15 protein-coding genes are annotated in these 17,896 nt (G+C 70.1%); 9 read left to right on the forward strand and 6 right to left on the reverse strand.

Going from position 1 to position 17,896, the window contains the following annotated elements:
* The 6 genes from D452_RS0102435 to D452_RS0102460 all read left to right on the forward strand — a co-directional run.
* The coding region (locus D452_RS0102435; RefSeq protein WP_017542564.1) for an ABC transporter permease at positions 1-584 on the forward strand (584 nt) is incomplete at its 5' end.
* Positions 581-1,492, forward strand: coding sequence for an ABC transporter permease (locus D452_RS0102440; RefSeq protein ID WP_017542565.1), 912 nt, complete (start codon positions 581-583; stop codon positions 1,490-1,492). The genes D452_RS0102435 and D452_RS0102440, both read left to right, overlap by 4 nt.
* 1 nt (position 1,493) lies before the next feature.
* Positions 1,494-2,447, forward strand: a complete 954-nt coding sequence (locus D452_RS0102445; RefSeq protein WP_017542566.1) for an ABC transporter ATP-binding protein — start codon at positions 1,494-1,496, stop codon at positions 2,445-2,447.
* A gap of 4 nt (positions 2,448-2,451) precedes the next feature.
* Positions 2,452-3,363, forward strand: coding sequence for an ATP-binding cassette domain-containing protein (locus tag D452_RS0102450; RefSeq protein ID WP_017542567.1), 912 nt, complete (start codon positions 2,452-2,454; stop codon positions 3,361-3,363).
* Between the two features lie 88 nt (positions 3,364-3,451).
* Complete coding sequence (locus D452_RS0102455; RefSeq protein ID WP_017542568.1) at positions 3,452-5,953, forward strand: glycoside hydrolase family 2 protein; 2,502 nt, start codon at positions 3,452-3,454, stop codon at positions 5,951-5,953.
* A gap of 279 nt (positions 5,954-6,232) precedes the next feature.
* The gene (locus D452_RS0102460) at positions 6,233-6,436 is read left to right on the forward strand and encodes a cold-shock protein (RefSeq protein ID WP_014912876.1); all 204 of its coding nucleotides are present in this window, start codon (positions 6,233-6,235) and stop codon (positions 6,434-6,436) included.
* Between the two features lie 248 nt (positions 6,437-6,684).
* Here the strand turns inward: D452_RS0102460 and D452_RS0102465 are convergent, their stop codons facing one another.
* Complete coding sequence (locus D452_RS0102465; RefSeq protein WP_017542569.1) at positions 6,685-8,253, reverse strand: glycerol-3-phosphate dehydrogenase/oxidase; 1,569 nt, start codon at positions 8,251-8,253, stop codon at positions 6,685-6,687.
* A gap of 456 nt (positions 8,254-8,709) precedes the next feature.
* On the opposite strand from D452_RS0102465, the gene D452_RS0102470 reads away from it, so the two are divergent.
* Positions 8,710-9,564: a helix-turn-helix domain-containing protein gene (locus D452_RS0102470; protein WP_017542570.1), complete on the forward strand. Its 855-nt coding sequence runs from the start codon at positions 8,710-8,712 to the stop codon at positions 9,562-9,564.
* A gap of 71 nt (positions 9,565-9,635) precedes the next feature.
* On the opposite strand, the gene D452_RS0102475 is transcribed toward D452_RS0102470, so the two are convergent.
* From D452_RS0102475 to D452_RS0102490, 4 genes are all read right to left on the reverse strand, one after another.
* Entirely contained in the window at positions 9,636-10,397 is a 762-nt protein-coding gene (locus D452_RS0102475; protein ID WP_026128909.1) for an MIP/aquaporin family protein, read from the reverse strand.
* 179 nt (positions 10,398-10,576) lie between these two features.
* Positions 10,577-12,076, reverse strand: coding sequence for a glycerol kinase GlpK (glpK, locus tag D452_RS0102480; protein WP_017542572.1), 1,500 nt, complete (start codon positions 12,074-12,076; stop codon positions 10,577-10,579).
* 371 nt (positions 12,077-12,447) lie between these two features.
* Positions 12,448-13,236 (reverse strand): IclR family transcriptional regulator, encoded by a 789-nt coding sequence (locus D452_RS0102485; RefSeq protein ID WP_017542573.1) that lies wholly within the window; start codon positions 13,234-13,236, stop codon positions 12,448-12,450.
* A gap of 147 nt (positions 13,237-13,383) precedes the next feature.
* Positions 13,384-14,388: a threonine aldolase family protein gene (locus D452_RS0102490; RefSeq protein ID WP_017542574.1), complete on the reverse strand. Its 1,005-nt coding sequence runs from the start codon at positions 14,386-14,388 to the stop codon at positions 13,384-13,386.
* A gap of 119 nt (positions 14,389-14,507) precedes the next feature.
* Between D452_RS0102490 and D452_RS0102495 the strand changes: the two genes are divergently transcribed.
* Entirely contained in the window at positions 14,508-15,521 is a 1,014-nt protein-coding gene (locus tag D452_RS0102495) for a MerR family transcriptional regulator (protein ID WP_017542575.1), read from the forward strand.
* 54 nt (positions 15,522-15,575) lie between these two features.
* Here D452_RS0102495 and D452_RS0102500 read toward each other — a convergent pair whose 3' ends face one another.
* On the reverse strand, positions 15,576-16,208 hold the full coding sequence (locus tag D452_RS0102500) for a DJ-1/PfpI family protein (RefSeq protein WP_017542576.1): 633 nt from the start codon (positions 16,206-16,208) through the stop codon (positions 15,576-15,578).
* A gap of 309 nt (positions 16,209-16,517) precedes the next feature.
* On the opposite strand from D452_RS0102500, the gene D452_RS0102505 reads away from it, so the two are divergent.
* On the forward strand, positions 16,518-17,894 hold the full coding sequence (locus tag D452_RS0102505) for a GntP family permease (RefSeq protein WP_017542577.1): 1,377 nt from the start codon (positions 16,518-16,520) through the stop codon (positions 17,892-17,894).
* The last annotated feature ends 2 nt before the right edge of the window (positions 17,895-17,896 follow it).

The following is a 17,896-nucleotide window of genomic DNA, read 5'->3' on the forward strand; positions in this document are numbered from 1 at the left end:
TGCCGATCGGCTACATCCTCACCGCGATGCCCTACATGTGGATCGCGATGCTGCTGGCCTACTCGCTGTCGGTGGTCGGCGGCTTCTTCCCGACCGCGGGCGGGTACAGCTTCGCGCTCACGCCCTCATGGTCGTGGACGTTCATCTCGAACCTGATCTCCCACTGGTTCCTGCCGTTCCTGTCCATGTTCATCGTGGCCCTGGGCGGCTGGGCGATCGGCATGCGCAACATGATCATCTACGAGCTGGAGGCGGACTACTCGAACTACCTCCAGGCACTGGGCGCCCCCCGCCGCCTGATCCGCCGCTACGCGTTCCGCAACGCGATGCTGCCGCAGATCACCGGACTCGCCGTCCAGCTGGGCACGCTGATCGCCGGGGCGCTGCTCACGGAGATCGTCTTCAACTACCCCGGCCTGGGGACGCTGATCCTCAACTCGCTGAACAACCGCGACTTCTTCCTGCTCCAGGGGATCTTCCTGTTCGTGGTCATCGGCGTGCTGATCGCCAACTTCATCATCGACATCATCTACGTCCTGGTCGACCCGCGTACGCGCGTCCAGATGACGGGAGGCGCGTCATGAGCAACATCCCCGGGGCACCCGGGGCCACCGACACCGGAGGCGCCCCCGACGCGTCCGGCGAACGCAAGGTGTCCGAGACCCTGCACTTCGCCCGCCGCAACCCCAAGCTGCTCATCGGCTCGGGCATCGTGCTCACCCTCCTGGCGATCGGGCTCGTCGGCCCCCTGTTCATCGACCACGGTCCCAACGTCTACGTCGGCCCGCAGAGCCAGCCGCCCAGCTCCGAGTACTGGATGGGCACCACCACGTTCGGCCAGGACATCTGGGCCCAGTTCGTCTACGGTCTGCGCTCCACGTTCCTCACCGGCCTGCTCGGTGGCGGCATCGCGTTCATCGTCGGCACCACCGTCGGGTTCGTGGCCGGGTACAAGGGCGGGGTCGTCGACGAGATTCTGAACATGCTCACCAACGTCGTGCTGGTCCTGCCCGGCATGGTCGTGCTGATCGTCGCCGTCGCCTACCTCGACGTGCGCGGACTGGTCGTCCAGGCGCTGTTCATCGGACTGACGTCGTGGCCGTGGGCGGCCCGCGCGGTCCGCTCCCAGGCCCTGACCCTGGCCACTCGCGACTACGTGGACCTGGCCCGGCTCAGCGGACGGCGGACCTGGCGGATCATCACCAGCGAGATCGCCCCCAACATGAGCTCGTACCTGGTGATGTCGTTCATCCTGCTGTTCGGCGGGGCCGTTCTCATCGCGGCGGGGCTCGACTTCATCGGCCTGGGCCCGGCGGGCGGCGTCTCCCTCGGACTGATGCTGGAGAACGCCGGGGGGTGGAGCGCCCTCCAGCTCGGCATGTGGTGGTGGTTCGTTCCGCCGGGTGCCGGGATCACCCTCCTCGTCGGTTCGATGTACATCCTCAACGTCGGGTTGGACGAGGTCTTCAACCCCAAGCTGCGGGAGCTGTGAGATGACCCTGCGCGTCAACGACCTGAAGGTCTACTACCAGACCCTGCGCGGGGACGTCCACGCCCTCGACGGGGTGAGCTTCGACCTCGCGGACGGGGAGATCATGGGGCTGGCCGGGGAGTCCGGCTGCGGCAAGACCACCCTCGGCAAGAGCCTCATCCGGCTGGACGGCCGGATGCGGCACGTGGACGGCACCATCGAGCTGGACGGGAAGGACGTCCCCATCGCGGACGACCGCGCGATGAACCCGTTCCGCTACCACGAGATCTCGCTCGTCCCGCAGTACGCCATGAGCGCCCTCAACCCCACCCGCAAGATCGGGCGGATGATCGACGAGCTGCTGCGCGCACGCGGCGTGCGCCCGGCCAGCGTCGCCGAGGAGCTGAGGCGCCGACTGGAGCTGGTCGGACTCGACCCCGACGTCCTCAACCGGTTCCCGATCGAGTTGTCGGGCGGCATGAAGCAGCGGGTGGTCATGGTGATGGCCACCCTGCTCAACCCGTCCTTGCTCATCGCCGACGAGGCGACGTCGGCCCTGGACGTGTCGACCCAGCGGTCGGTGGCCGAGTCCATGGTGGAGTTCCGCGACCGCGGCTACGTCAAGAGCATGATCTTCGTGACCCACGACATCTCGCTGGTCTACCAGATGGCCGACACGGTCATGGTGATGTACGCGGGCCGGATCGCCGAGAAGGCCCCGGCGAGCACGATCATCAACGCACCGCGGCACCCCTACACCAAGATGCTCATCGGGGCGCTGCCGGAGGTCGGCACGACCACGGAGGACGCGCGGCTGGAAGGCATTCCCGGCACCCCGCCCGGACTGCTGAACCCGCCCACGGGCTGCCGGTTCAAGGACCGCTGCCCCATCGCCTCGGAGGAGTGCTCCGAGGTGCCGCCGCTGGTGGAGATCGACCCCGGCCACTGGGCCGCCTGCTGGAAGACGGGGAGGTAGCGCCGTGCTGGAACTGAGTCACGTGCACAAGGTGTACCGGGTGGGCGCGTTCGGCGGCGCGAAGCTGCGCGCGGTGCGCGACGTCAACCTCACCGTCAAGCCCGGCGAGGTCGTCTCGCTGATCGGGGAGAGCGGCAGCGGCAAGAGCACCATCGGCAAGATGGTGCTGGGCCTGACCCGGATCAGCTCCGGGAGTATTCGCTTCGAGGGTGCGGACGTCTCGCGGATCCGCGGGTTCTCCGCCAAGAAGGAGTACTACCGAAGGGTGCAGGGGGTCTTCCAGGACCCGTTCAGCTCCTTCAACCCGATCTTCAAGGCCGACCGTGTCTTCTCCATGATCCGCTCCTCCTACTTCCCCGAGATGTCGGACGCGGACTGGAGGGACAAGGTCCTGGCCGCGATCGGCACGGTCCGACTGGACCCGGAGAACGTGCTGAACAAGTACCCGCACCAGCTCAGCGGCGGGCAGCTGCAACGCCTGCTCATCGCGCGGGCGCTGCTGCTCGACATCAAGCTGCTGGTGGCTGACGAGATCATCAGCATGCTGGACGCCTCGACCCGCATCGACGTCCTCAACCTCCTGGGCGACCTCAAGGAGCGCGGCCTGGGCATCCTGTTCGTCACCCACGACCTGTCCTTGGGCAACTACGTCAGCGACCGGTCGGTGATCCTGCGCAAGGGCGCCATCGCGGAGATGGGGCCGACCCGCAGGGTGTTCGAGAACCCCCTGCACCCCTACAGCCGCCACCTGCTCTCGTGTGTGCCGCAGCTGCACCGCACCTGGGCGGAGGTGGACGCGGAGCTGGCCGCGAACCCGCCCGAGGACGTCGAGCTGCCCACCGTCGCGGACGGCGACGACTCCGCGCCGCTGGTGGAGGTCGAGAAGGGACACTTCGTCGGCATCGACCAGAACTGACCCCGGGGCCGGGCCCTCGCCGGGCCCGCCCCGGACCGAACACCGCGGTACCGGAGCGGTACCCAGGCAGTAGTGAGAGGGAGCGCGTATGACCTCCTGGTTCGACCTGTGCGAGGGCTGGACCCTGACGGCGGTGCCCCACGAGGGCTCCGTGCCGGACCCGGCCGCCGCGTTGGGAGGGATCCCGGCCACCGTGCCGGGCTGTGTCCACACGGACCTCCTCGACCGGGGCCTGATCGAGGACCCCTACCTCGACGACAACGAGGACGGGCTCGGCTGGATCGGCCGGACGGACTGGAGGTACAGGCGCACCCTGGAGGGCCTGGACCCGTCGGTGGGGGCAGCCGAACGGGTGGACCTGGTCTGCGAGGGACTGGACACCGTCGCCGAAGTCCGGGTGGGCGGCCGGGAGGTCGGACGGACCGCCAACATGCACCGCTCGTACCGCTTCGACGTCACCGGGGCGCTGACCGAGGGCGGCCCGGCCCCCGAGCTGGACGTGGTGTTCACGTCCCCCTACCGGTACGCGGAGGGGAACCGGGAGCGCATGGGCGCGCTGCCCGGCGCCTACGACGAGCCCTACCAGTTCATCCGGAAGATGGCCTGCAACTTCGGGTGGGACTGGGGGCCCACCGTGGTCACCTCCGGGATCTGGCGGCCGATCCGCCTGCACGCGTGGTCCACGGCGCGCCTGGCCTCGGTGCGGCCCCTGGTCTCGGTCTCCGACGACGGCTCCCTCGGCCGGGTCAGCGCCCACGTGGAGGTGGAGCGTACCGGGCCCGGCGCGGACCTCCCCCTCACCCTCACGGCGACGGTCGCCGGGGCCTCCGCGGTCGTCACCCTCGGACCGGGGCGGACGGAGGCGGTCCTGGACCTCGTGGTGACCGAACCCGCGCTCTGGTGGCCGCGCGGTCACGGCGACCAACCCCTGCACGACCTCGTGGTGGAGCTCTCCGGGGCCGGGCCGCGCACCCCCCTGCTCGACACGTGGGAGCGGCGGATCGGCTTCCGGAACGTGGCCGTGCGCAGTGAACCCGACCGCGAGGGAACGGGCTTCGCCGTCCAGGTCAACGGCCGCGACGTCCTGGTCAGGGGAGCCAACTGGATCCCCGACGACGCCTTCCCGAGCCGGATCGGCCGGGACCGCTACCGGGAACGCATCGAACAGGCCCGCGACGCCGGGATCAACCTGCTGCGGGTGTGGGGCGGAGGGATGTACGAGTCCGAGGACTTCTACGAACTCTGCTCGGAGCGGGGGATCCTCGTCTGGCAGGACTTCCTCTTCGCCTGCGCCGCCTACCCAGAGGACGAGCCGCTGGCCTCCGAGGTCGAGGCGGAGGCGCGCGAGGCGGTCGTCCGGCTGGCCCCGCACGCCAGCCTGGCGGTGTGGTGCGGCAACAACGAGAACATCTGGGGCCACGAGGACTGGGGGTGGAAGGAACGGTTGGACGGCCGTGCGTGGGGCGCCGGGTACTACCTGGACGTGCTGCCCCGCGCGGTGGCCGAACTCGACCCCACACGCCCCTACTGGCCGGGCAGCCCCTACTCCGAGGGCGAGGGGATCCACCCCAACGCGGCCGAGCACGGCACCATGCACCTGTGGGACGTGTGGAACCAGGAGGACTACACCGTCTACCGCGACCACCGTCCCCGGTTCGCCGCCGAGTTCGGCTACCAGGCGCCGCCCGCGCACGCCACCCTGCGGGGCGCGGTCACCGACGACCCGCTCACCCCGACCTCCCCGGGCGTGCTGCACCACCAGAAGGCCGAGGACGGTAACGGCAAGCTCGCGCGCGGGCTCGCCGCGCACTTCGGGGACCGTGAGTGGGAGTACGACGACTGGCACTACCTCACGCAGGTCAACCAGGCGCGCGCCCTCACCGTGGGGATCGAGCACTTCAGGTCCACCTGGCCGTACTGCACCGGCACGGTGATGTGGCAGATCAACGACTGCTGGCCGGTCACATCGTGGGCGGCGGTCGACGGCGCGGGGCGTCGCAAGCCCCTGTGGTACGCGCTGCGGCGCGTGTACGCGGACCGGGTGGCGACGGTCCAGCCCGCCCCGGGCGGGCTGGACGTGGTCCTCGGTAACGACACCGACGAGGAGTGGACCACCGAGGTGACCCTCGCGCGTCGGGACACCGCCACCGGGAGGGCACTGGCGGCCTCCACGCACGAGGTGCGGGTGGCGCCGCGTGGCGCGCTGCGCGTACCGGTGCCCTCGGGGCTCGCCGAGCCGGGAGAGCCCGCCCGCGAGGTGCTGACCGTCGACGGCGTGGGGGAGCGGGCGTGGTGGTTCTTCTCCCGTGATCTCGACCTGGAGTACCGAAAGCCCGAATTCGATGTGGAAACACGGGTGGACGGTTCCGATTTGCGGGTGACGGTCCGTGCTCGCGTGCTCTTGCGGGATCTGGTCCTGAACGTCGACAGACTCGATCCGGGAGTGAGCGTGGACAGCGCTCTGGTGACGCTGCTGCCCGACGAGTCGCACACCTTCACTGTGGTGGGCGGTGCGGCTCTCGACCCGGGGGCCGTGACGGAGCCACCCGTGCTGAGGTGCGTCAACGACGCCCTGGTGAACCCTGGGTGATGTGCGTGTGACACTCCGGTGGTCGCCACAGGGATCACACGCGTTCCCCGCCCGGCCCGTCGGTATTCCTCGACGGGCCGTGCGGGTTGCCACATCGAAAACCCTCGCCACCCGACGCGGCTGTGGTACCTTCAAAGAAGATTGTTAGTCGTTGAATTTCGCAGTTGGTGTCTTGCCCGCGGAGTTTGTGACCGGCGGGCGGTTTCTCTTGGAGTCGGCTCGCGGCAATTTTCGGGCGTGTGAGTATGCGTCCGTGTACACCGAGCTGAAGGAGAAAACATGGCTCAGGGAACTGTGAAGTGGTTCAACGGCGAGAAGGGCTTCGGCTTCATCTCCCCCGACGACGGTGGCCCCGACGCCTTCGTTCACTACAGCGCCATCCAGGGCACGGGCTTCCGTAACCTGGAGGAGAACCAGCGCGTGGAGTTCGAGATCGTCGCTGGCACCCGCGGCCCGCAGGCCGAGAACGTCGTCGCGATCTAAGACCGCATAGACGTAGCGATGTCGCCCCTCGTGGGCGTGAACGTCGCTGAACGCCCCCGGAGAGTTCGTCTCTCCGGGGGCGTTCGCGTGTCCGGGGTACGGGCGCCGCCCGTCCGGCGGCGGTCCCGGGGGCCCCGAGGGTCAACCCCGGTCCCACGCGAGGGACCCCGGGGCCGTCACTGACGGCCCCGGGGTCCCGGTGTGTGTGAGGAGCCTTCCCCGAGGGTTCACGGCCCTCCTGTGGGGGCTCAGGCCTCCAGGACGGCGCGGGTGCGCTCGCGCACCTCGGGTGTGTCCAGGCCCCGCACGGTGACAGTGGTCCGGCGGCGCAGCGCGTCGTCGACGGTCACGGCCCACTCGCGGTCGCGGGCGAACACGACCTGCGCCCAGACGTCCGGACCGTCCGGGTGGATGCGCTCGCCCAGCTCCGGCTGGTCGCGCACCAGGCCGGCGATGTCCAGGGCCAGGCTTCCGTAGTGCGACGCCAGGTGCCGGGCCACCAGCGGGTCCAGGCGGGCCCCCGGATCGCGGTCGATGATCAGGCGCTGGGCGACCGCGTCGGGGCTGGCCAGACCGGGCAGCGGCACGGTCCGCAGTGGGTCGGCCATGTCCTCGGCCAGCGGCACCGCCGACACCTTGCGCAGCTCCTCCAGGACGGTCCGGCCGATGTGCCGGTAGGTCGTCCACTTGCCACCGGCCACCGAGAGCATGCCTCCCCGCCCCTGGGTGACCACGGTCTCCCGCTTGGCGGAGCTGGTGTCCCCGGGGCCCCCGGGCAGCACGCGCAGCCCCGCGAACGAGTAGGTCATGCGGTCGCGGTCGAGGTAGGAGGCGTCGATGCCCAGCGCGGCCTCCCCGAGGATCTGGTCGACGTCGGAGGGGACCACGCCCACCTCGGCCGGGTCGTCCTCGTAGGACTCGTCAGTGGTGCCGAGGAGCAGGTGGCCCTCCCACGGGATGGCGAACGACACCCGGTACTTGTCCACCGGGATGGTGAGCGCGGCCTTCCACGGGTCGGGGGTGCTCAGCACCAGGTGGGCGCCCTTGGACAGCCGCACACTGGGCGACGCGGCGGCGTCCTCCATCCGGCGCAGGTGGTCGACCCAGGGTCCGGTGGCGTTGAGGACCAGGCGCGCGTCGATTCCGAAGTCGTCGCCGTTCACCCGGTCGTGCAGGTCGGCGCCGGTCACCCGGCCGCGCGTGGTCCGCAGCCCCCGGACCTCGGCGTGGTTGAGCACCACGGCCCCGGCGTCCACGGCGGCCCGGACGGTCATGACCGCCATGCGGCTGTCGTTCATCTGGTGGTCGCTGTAGGCGGCCACCGACTTGAGCCCCTTGGTGCGCAGTCCCGGCGCCAGTCGCTTGGCCTGGAGCGGCGAGAGCAGGCGGCCCATACCGTCGCCGAAGGCGGACAGCGCGGAGTAGAGGAAGACGCCCGCTCCCATCTTGGCGGCGCCGTGCGGTCCCCCGGAGTAGACGGGGACGAGGAACGGCCGGTGGTTGACGAGGTGCGGGGCCACGTCGGAGGCGAGCGAACGCCGCTCCTTGTGGTTCTCCGCGACCAGGCGCACGTTGCCGGTCTGGAGGTAGCGCAGTCCGCCGTGCACGAGCTTGGACGAGGCGCTGGAGGTGGCTCCGGCGAAGTCGCCCGCGTCCACCATGGCCACGCGCAGACCCGCCTGGGTGGCGGTCCAGGCGACGGAGGTGCCGAGGATTCCGCCGCCGATGACGAGGAGGTCGAAGGTGCCCCGGGTGAGTTCCTCGCGCGTGCGCGCTCGGTGGGTTCGGGCGTCACTGCGGTGGGCGCTGGCGGTCATGGCTGGTGCTCCGTCCGTTGGGGAGGGGGGCGTTACCGCACGTACCTGAACGGGCTCCACGTTTCAGGTGGGTGTCGTACGCATAATACGACAATGCCGAACGATTCAGGAGATCGGCGCCACGGTTACGGGAATCGGGGCTGGAGGAGCGGGGGTGTGCGGGTTCCCGTGAGGACTGGTGTGACTCTGGGGGGTCGGGTGGTCGCTGGTTGTCCACTGCGGTTCGGCATTGTCGAACTGGTGTGGAGGGAGCCGGACCAGACACCCGATACGCGATCCAGTGGAGCGGCGCACTGCCGGGCATGTCGTACCAAGGCGTGACAGGCGGAGTTCGTCCCCACAGGAGGCTGGAATCCGGGATCAAGGAAGCTGGTTTCCCGATTCCTCGATCGAGTTGGATGTCTGGACTTCGAGTTCCCCGGATTGTCCCGCTTGGGAGGCATCTCCGGTCCTACGATGAACCCCATCATGGCCACTAGGTACTCACCCACGATCCGGCGGCGCCGGCTCTCCGCCGAACTGCGGCGGGTGCGGCTCGCAGCCCGCAAGACCAGCGAAGAGGCCGCGGCGGCCGCTGGCCTGTCCAAGTCCACCTACTCCAACATCGAGTCCGGGGTCAAGAAACGGCCCAGCGTTCCGGAGATCAGGGCGATCCTGGACGCCTGCCAGGTCCCCCGGGGGAGAGAGTTCGATGAGATCCTCGACCTGTGCCGACAGTCCCTGGAACGCGGCTGGTGGTCCCGGTACCGCGACGTGCTCGCGGCCCGGTTCGTCGGATTCGAGACTGAGGCGAGACGCATCACGTCCTGGCAGCCCGTCGTGATCCCGGGACTCCTCCAGGTGCCGGAGTACATGAGGGTCGCCGCACAGGCCTGCCTGGCCAACCCCCAGGAGATCCGCCGGGACATCGACGCCCGGATGACCCGCCAGCGCATCCTGGAGGACCAGGACCCTCCCGAGCTGTGCGCGATCTTCGACGAGGGCGCCCTGCTGCGTCTGCACGACCACCCCGAGGTCCGTCGGGCCCAGGTCAAACACATCCTGGAGATGGCCCAACGGCCCAACGTCACCGTGCAGATGACCCGGGCCGCCAAGCTCAACCCCGGGGCCGGGGGCTCCTGCGTGATCCTGGAGTTCCCCCACGCCATCGACCCCACGGTGGTCTACCTGGAGACCGCCACGGACGGCATCTACCTGGAGGAACCGGACGAGGTCGCCCGCTACCAGCAGCTGGTCAACCACCTCAGACTGGTGGCGCTGCGGCCCGGGGAGACCCTCGATTACCTGGAGGAGTTCCACCTGGGCCCGTGAAGGGTCCCGTGAGCGCCGGAGGGCGCCCGGCCGCGGCCGGGCGCCCCAACGAGCGCGGGTGGTGACCCGGTTCAGGTACCGAAGCCGGTCAGGTGCCAGATCCAGGCACCGATCACACCACCGACGAGGGGGCCGACCACCGGGATCCAGGCGTACCCCCAGTCGGACGAGCCCTTGCCCGGGATGGGCAGGAGCGCGTGCGCGATACGGGGACCGAGGTCACGGGCCGGGTTGATGGCGTACCCGGTCGGGCCACCGAGCGACAGGCCGATCGCCAGCACCAGCAGACCGACCAGCAGCGGAGCCAGTCCGTGCGCGAACATGGCGGACAGGTCGGCGTCGCCCTTGGTGACCGACCCCTCGTTGCCGCCGATTCCGAGGACACCCAGCACCAGCATCGCGGTGCCGATGATCTCCGTGGTGAGGTTGGCTACGGGGTTGCGCACCCCGGGCGCCGTGCTGAAGACACCGAGCTTGGCCTCGGAGTCGTCGGTGATCCTCCAGTGCGCGAAGTAGGCCAGGAAGACCAGGCAGGCACCGACGATGGCACCCAACAGCTGGGAGATGATGTAGCCGGGCACCAGCGCCCACTCGAACTCGCCGATGCTGGCCAGGCCGAGCGTGACGGCCGGGTTGATGTGGCCGCCGGAGACGGCGCCGACGACGTAGACCGCCATCGCGACCGCCATACCCCAGCCGAACGTCACCACGATCCAGCCCCCTGCGAGGGCCTTGGAACGGGCGAGTGAGACGCCGGCGACGACACCGCCGCCGAGCAGGATCAGGATGGCCGTACCGACGAACTCCGCCAGGTACACCGACATGTTTTCCATGGAGACCTCCGCCCCGTGACGGGGCTGCCGAGATGGATGGGCCGGACACCTCCCGGTGTCCGGGGTCCGCGCCACGGACCCCTGGTGACGGGGGAGCCCCGGGAACGCGGTCGTCGCGAGGGCCGGTTCACCCGGGGCGGGTCGCTCGCGTGACCGACCCGGCCCCCGCCGGCCCGGTGCTACTTGGCGTCCTCGTGCTCCACCCAGCCAAGGGTGCGCTGCACGGCCTTGTTCCAGTTGTGGTACTCGCGGTCCCGGACCGCGGGCTCCATCCGGGGGTTCCACTCGGCGGCCTTGTGCCAGTTGGCGCGCAGGGTCTCGATGTCGGGCCAGTAGCCGACCGCCAGACCGGCGGCGTACGCCGCGCCCAGACAGGTGGTCTCGGCGACCATCGGCCGCACGACCTCGGCGTCGAGCACGTCGGAGAGGATCTGCATGAGCAGGTTGTCCGCGGTCATGCCGCCGTCGACCTTCAGCGTGGTGAGGTCGATCTGGGAGTCGGCGTTCATGGCGTCGACGACCTCGCGGGTCTGCCAGGCCGAGGCCTCCAGGACCGCGCGGGCGATGTGGCCCTTGTTCACGTAGCCGGTCAGCCCGGCGATCACGCCCCGGGCGTCGCTGCGCCAGTGCGGGGCGAACAGGCCGGAGAAGGCCGGGACGATGTAGCAGCCGCCGTTGTCGTCGACGGTCCGCGCGAGCGTCTCGATCTCGGGCGCGGAGGAGATCAGGCCCAGGCTGTCGCGGAGCCACTGCACCAGGGAGCCGGTGACCGCGATGGAGCCCTCGAGGGCGTACACGGCGGGGGCGTCGCCGATTTTGTAGCCCAGCGTGGTGAGCAGGCCGTTGTTCGAGGTCACGGGCTCGGTTCCGGTGTTCATCACCAGGAACGTGCCGGTGCCGTAGGTGCCCTTGACGTCGCCCGGGTCGAAGCAGGTCTGGCCGAACAGGGCGGCGTGCTGGTCGCCCAGCGAGGAGGCCACGGGGGTACCCGCCAGGTAGCCGGTGGACTCGCCGTAGACCTCCGAGGAGGAACGGATCTCCGGCAGCAGGCTGGCCGGGATCTCCATGGCCTCCAGGACCTCGGGGTCCCAGTCGAGAGTGGCCAGGTTCATCAGCATGGTGCGGCTGGCGTTGGTGACGTCCGTGACGTGGCGGCCGGTCAGCTTCCAGATGAGCCAGGTGTCCATGGTGCCGAACAGCAGTTCTCCGCGCTCGGCGCGCTCCCGGACACCGTCCACGTTGTCCAGCAGCCAGCGGATCTTGGGCCCGGAGAAGTAGGTGGCGAGGGGGAGGCCGCACTTGGGGCGGAAGCGGTCCTGGCCGCCGTCGGCGCCGAGCTCGCGCACGATGTCGTCGGTGCGGGTGTCCTGCCAGACGATGGCGTTGTAGACCGGTTCGCCGGTCTCCCGGTCCCAGAGCAGGGTGGTCTCACGCTGGTTGGTGATGCCGATGGCGGCGATCTGGTCGGGCGTGATGTCGCTCTTGCGAAGGGACTCCTGGACCACGGCCTCGACGTTGGTCCAGATCTCCAGCGCGTCGTGCTCCACCCAACCGGGCTTCGGGAAGATCTGTCGGTGCTCTCGTTGGTCGACCGAGACGATGCGTCCGTCCCGGTCGAAGAGGATGCAGCGACTCGACGTGGTGCCCTGGTCGATCGCGGCGACGTACTGCTGACTCATCGGTGCTCGCCTTCAGGTGGACGGCTCTGGATTGGGGTGGGAATCGGTGTGATCGGCGGTGCTCACCGAACGATGTACGACATTGACGTATGAATAGGCGATAGTTTCAACCGTTTTTCCTTCCCATGTCAAGGCCGTGTGACGCAATCGTGTTGCGTGGATCACGCGGTCGCGCGGACACTGTCTCAGGACGGGCGCGGACGCGGAAAGCACCACTCCGGGCGCTGACCCAAAGTGGGGCGAAGCGGTGACCGCCATTGGTCCCGCCGTTGCCCGGCGGGCATGGGAAGGCGTGTGAAGGCACGCGGCGGCCCGGAGGTACGCGGCCGGGGAGGGGGCGCGAAGCCCGGGAGGGGAGGGTGAGGCAGGGCTCAGTAGGGTGTGACGCCCAGCTCGCGGGAGATGGCCCGGGCGGCGTCACGCACGTAGGAGACCTGCTCCATGTCGGGCTTGCCGTCCTCACCGCGCAGGCGCTCGACGGCGCCCCGGACCCCGATGGCGCCGACGGTCACCCCCCGACGGTCGCGGATGGGGGCGGCGATGGAGACCTCGCCGTCCACCAGTTCCTCGGCCTCCCAGCCCCAGCCGTTGTCGCGGATCTCCGACAACTGGCCCTCCAGCGTCGCCATCGACGTCACGGTGTGGCGGGTGAAGGCGGTCAGCGCGACGGGGGAGTCGGTCTCCACGGCGGAGACCTCCTCGGGCACGGCCAGGGGGTCGAAGGCCATCAGGACCTTGCCGAGGGCGCTCGAGTGCAGCGGCAGCAGGGTGCCCACGTCCAGGGTCTGCCGGGAGGAGTCCGGGCGGAAGACGTGGTGGACCACCAGGACCTGGTGCTTGTGCAGCGTGCCGATGCGCACGCTCTCGCCGCTGCGCGAGGCCAGGGTGTCCGCCCAGTTCAGGGCGCGGGTGCGGAGTTCGTTCCCGTCCAGATAGCGGGTGCCCAGGCTGAGCATCCCGCCGCCCAGGCGGTAGCGGCCCGACTCCGGGTCCTGCTCCACGAACCCCACGTGCTGGAGGGTGCGCAGGATGCCCAGGGCGGTGCCCTTGGGCAGTTCCAGGGAGCGGGAGACCTCGGCCAGACTCAGTCCGCGGGCGCCACTGGCCAGGAGCCGGAGGATGGCGGCGGCGCGTTCGATGGACTGGATTCTTCCCGGCATTGCGGTGCTACCACTCTCTAGTACGACAATGTCATACGCCCGATGCTACTACGCGATGTGATGCGCAACACCTGTCGGCGCCCCGGGTTCGCACGTGATCGGCCAAGTCTACCGACGCGGCACCGCGCTGACCTGCGGTCGTTCACATCAGACCGACGCGGCCGCCCTGGTGATCGCCTTCGCCGCTTCCTCGACGTCGCTGTCGGTGATCTCCTGGCGCAGCACCAGCCGTACGCGGGCACCCCCGCCGATCGCCCGGACCCCCTCGGCGGCGATGGCCTCCAGGTACCGTCCGGCCCGACCCTCCGGGGTGGTCAGCAGCACCATGTTGGTCCGGGCCTCGACCGACACCCCCGGCAGGCCCTCCAGCCGCCCGGCCAGCCGGGCGGCACGCTCGTGGTCCTCGACCAGTCGCTCCCGGTGGTGGCGCAGCGCGTGCAGCGCGCCCGCCGCGATGATCCCCGCCTGACGCATGCCCGCGCCCAGCAGTTTGCGGCCGCGCCGGGCGCGCCGGACCGTGTCGGTGTCACCGACCAGTGCCGAGCCCACCGGGGCGCCCAGGCCCTTGGAGAAGCAGACCGACACGGTGTCGAACCCGGCGGCCACCTCGGCGGGGGAGGCCCCCAGGTGGACGGCGGCGTTCCAGAGCCGGGCCCCGTCCAGGTGGGCCCGAAGACCGTGCGCGTGCGCGAAGTCCGTCACCCGGCGCTGCTCGGCGAGGGGCACCACCTGCCCCGAGAAGGTGTTCTCCAGCCACACCAGGGCGGGGTCGGCCCGGTGCACGTCGCCGACGCCCGCCATCCACGACTCCAACAGTTCCTGGGGCGGGAACGGCTCACCCGAGTACAGCCGGGGCAGGGCGCGGGCGAGCACCACGGTGGCACCCTGTTCGTCGCCGATGAGGTGGTGGTGCTCGTGCGCCCACACCTCCTCGCCGCTGCGGGTGGACACGTACAGGCCGAGCTGGTTGGCCATGTGGCCGGAGGGCACGTACAGCGCGGCCTCCCGGCCCAGGAGTGCGGCGGTCTCCTCCTCCAGCGCGCGCACGGTGGGGTCCTCGCCGAAGACGTCGTCACCCACCTCGGCCTCGGCCATGGCCCGGCGCATCGCGGGGGTGGGGTGGGTCAGGGTGTCGGAACGCAGGTCGATCAAGGTTCCTCCTCGGCGTGGGGTGCGCCCACGACGATACTGCGCGGGCCCCACGGAACCCGGACCGGGCCGGTGCGGACGGGCTTGCGCCTCAAGCGGCTTGAGGCACCACAGTGGTCCCCATGAACCACGAAGAGCTGTACCCCATAGGAGACGCCGCGCGCCGCAGCGGGCTGAGCGTCAGCGCGGTCCGGTACTACGCGGACGCCGGGGTCGTGCGACCCACGGGCGTGAACGCGTCCGGGCACCGGATGTACGACGTCGACGCCATCGCCGGGCTGGAACTCGTCCGTACCCTGCGCGAGCTGGACACCGACCTGAGCGAGATCCGGAGGCTGCTCGCCGGCGAGGCGACCCTGCACGGCGTGCTCGTGACCCACCTGGGGATCGTCGAGCGGCAGGAGCGCACCCTGAGGGCCAGGCGGGCGGTGCTCAGGGCCCTGATCAGCCAGGGGGGTGAGACGGCACGGGCCGACCTGATGCACCGACTGGTGACGATGACCGACGAGGAGCGCGAGCGGACCATCGACGACTTCTGGAACGACGTCGCGGAGGGGCTCGACGTGCCGGACGGGTTCGTCGACCGGTTGCGCGCGATGCGCCCGGTCCTGCCCGAGGAGCCCACCGCCGCACAGCTGGAGGCCTGGATCACCCTGGCCGACCTGGTGCGGGACCGGGAGTTCCGCGACGCGGTCCACGCCCACCTCCGGGACACCTACTCGGCCCCGGAGGCACGGACGATGGCCACCGAGCCGTTCCAGTCCTTCATCCACGACAGCGGGGCGCCCCTCATGGAGGACCTCCTCGCCGCCTACCGTGCTGGGGAGTCCCCCCGGTCCCCACGCGCGCAGTCGGCCGTCACACGCTTCATGGAGGCGGCGGTCGCCCTGTCCGACACCCCGCTCACCCCGGCGGTGCGTGCCCGGATGGCCGACGGGTTCCGTCAGGTCCCCGACCTCCTGCGCCGGATCGCCGAGGAGGACGCGGTCTCCGAGGGGCCCGTCTACGACGACACCCACGGCCGGTACCTGGCCCTGGTGGCCGTGATCAACGGTGTTCCCGAGGACCGCGACGAGGACCCGACCCCCTACGTCTGGATCGCCGACGCCATGAGTGCCACCGTCACCGGCTCCTGAGGGCGACGGTCCGGTCGCCGACGGCCAGGGGGCGGCCGGGCCTGCCCTGGCGGATCAGGCCTCCTCCAACAGCGTCAGGTAGGCGTCCGTGTCATGGAGGGCGTGCAGCCGGTACCAGGCGTCCAGGGCGCGCGGGCTGAGCAGGCCGAGCCGGGCCAGGGCCGCCCGCGCGAACTCGACCGGGGCGCTGGCGCCCGCGGTGACCAGATCCCCGTCGGTGACGGTCAGCTCCTCCCGGTAGCGGTGGCTGCCCGCGTACCCGGTGCCCAGCAGGTAGTCGGGGGCGGAGCTGGTGTGGTCGCGGTGATCGAGGAGCCCCTCCCTGGCCAGCCCGGCGGTCGCGCCGCCGATGGCCGCCACGGGGATCCCGGCGTCCAGGAGGATGCCCGCCGCCGAGGCCAGGGGCGCCAGCGACTCCGGATCGTCGTCCCAGTCAGGCGATCCGGGCAGCAGGAGCATCGCGCTGGTGGAGGGCTTGAACTGGGGGAGTGTGAGGTCGGGGAGCACCGTGAGACCGCCCGCCGTGGTCACGGGTGCCCCGGTGAGCCCCACGGTGACGACAGGGAGGCTGCCGGTTCGGTGCGGACCGAGTCCCTCCCGCACCTGCGCGACGGTGTGGCCGTAGTGCCAGTCGGCCATCCCGTCGTAAACGGCGAGGTGCAGAGAGGGGGTGGGCTCAGCGCTCATGGCATGAGGTTGGGGTCTGGGTGGGTGGGGTGTCAATCTCCGCGCACCGTGGACGGCACATCGGCCCCACAAGTGACCCGTTTTATCCGCTGGTGACGTGGAGATGCGGTCCGGTGTACTTCGGGGTTTCCTGTCCTGATCTGCGTCGCACCGGCATGTGTGTCGTGGGTCACACTCACAAAATCGATAGCGGTGTTCACAGATGCTCACAAATGGTATTACCATTCTCGGAGCCTGGTCCAAGAGCAGGTCAAGGGCGTGTCCTCGCACGACCAAGCTCCACCGTCCCGTCCACTGGAAGGCTCCGTCGTGGAGAACTTCGAACCCGTCTACGGCACGGGTCCCCTCCTCGGGATCGCGGCGGGCGCCATCGCGCTCCTGCTGTTCCTGATCATCCGCTTCAAGATGCACGCGTTCATCGCGCTGGTGCTGGTCAGCGTGCTCACCGCGCTGGCCGCGGGCATCCCGGTCGACGGGGTGGTCCCCACCCTCCTCGACGGTTTCGGCGGCACCCTCGCCAACGTCGCCCTCCTCGTGGGGCTGGGTGTGATGATCGGCCGCATGCTGGAGGTCACCGGCGGCGCCGCCGTCCTGGCCGGGGCGCTCATCAAGCTGTTCGGTGAGAAGCGCGCCCCGATGGCCCTGGGCGTGGCCTCCCTGCTCTTCGGCTTCCCGATCTTCTTCGACGTCGGCCTCATCGTGATGCTGCCGATCGTCTTCAGCGTGGCCCGCCGCGTGGGCGGCTCGGTGCTGACCTACGCCCTGCCCACCGCCGGTGCCTTCGCGGTCATGCACGCCTTCGTGCCGCCGCACCCCGGCCCCGTCACAGCGGCCGTGGAGATCGGCGCGGACATGGGCCTGACCCTGCTCGTCGGCGTCCTCCTGGCCATCCCCACCTGGTACCTGGCCAGCTACCTGTTCGGCCTGTGGGCCGGGAAGCGCTTCGAGATCCCCGTGCCGGACGACATCATGTCCAACGGCGACGTCACCCATGAGAACCCGCCCCGCCTGGGCACGGTCGTCAGCATCCTGCTGCTGCCGATGCTGCTCATCTTCGCCAACACCGGCACGGCCACCCTCTCCGCGACCGGAGCCGTTCCCGCTGACGCCGTCTGGGTCCAGTCACTGCGGCTCGTCGGCGAGACGCCCATCGCGCTGCTGATCACCGTGCTGTACGCGATGGTCGTCCTCAGCCAGGGGCGCTTCACCCGCCAGCGGGTCGAGGAGATCGTCGGCGGCGCGCTCGGCCCCGTCTGCGGGATCATCCTCATCACCGGCGCGGGCGGCATGTTCGGCGGTGTCCTGCGCACCAGCGGCATCGGTGACGCCCTCGCCGGAAGCCTGGAGTCCACGGGCATGCCGGTCATCGTCGCGGCGTTCGTCATCGCGCTCGCACTGCGTGTCGCCCAGGGCTCGGCCACTGTCGCCATCACCACCGCGGCCGGTCTGATCGCTCCGGCTGTGCAGGCCACCTCCGGCCTCAGCTCCATCGACCTGGCCCTGATCGTCATCGCGATCGCCTCCGGCGCGACCGCGCTCTCCCACGTCAACGACTCCGGGTTCTGGCTGGTCGGCCGGTTCCTGGGCATGGACGTCAGGACGACGCTCAAGACCTGGACCGTCATGGAGACCCTGATCGGCTTCATCGGCTTCGGGTTCGCCTTCGCCCTGTACCTGGTCCTGTAGGC

Source organism: Nocardiopsis prasina DSM 43845 (assembly GCF_000341265.1).
Taxonomy (GTDB): domain Bacteria; phylum Actinomycetota; class Actinomycetes; order Streptosporangiales; family Streptosporangiaceae; genus Nocardiopsis; species Nocardiopsis prasina.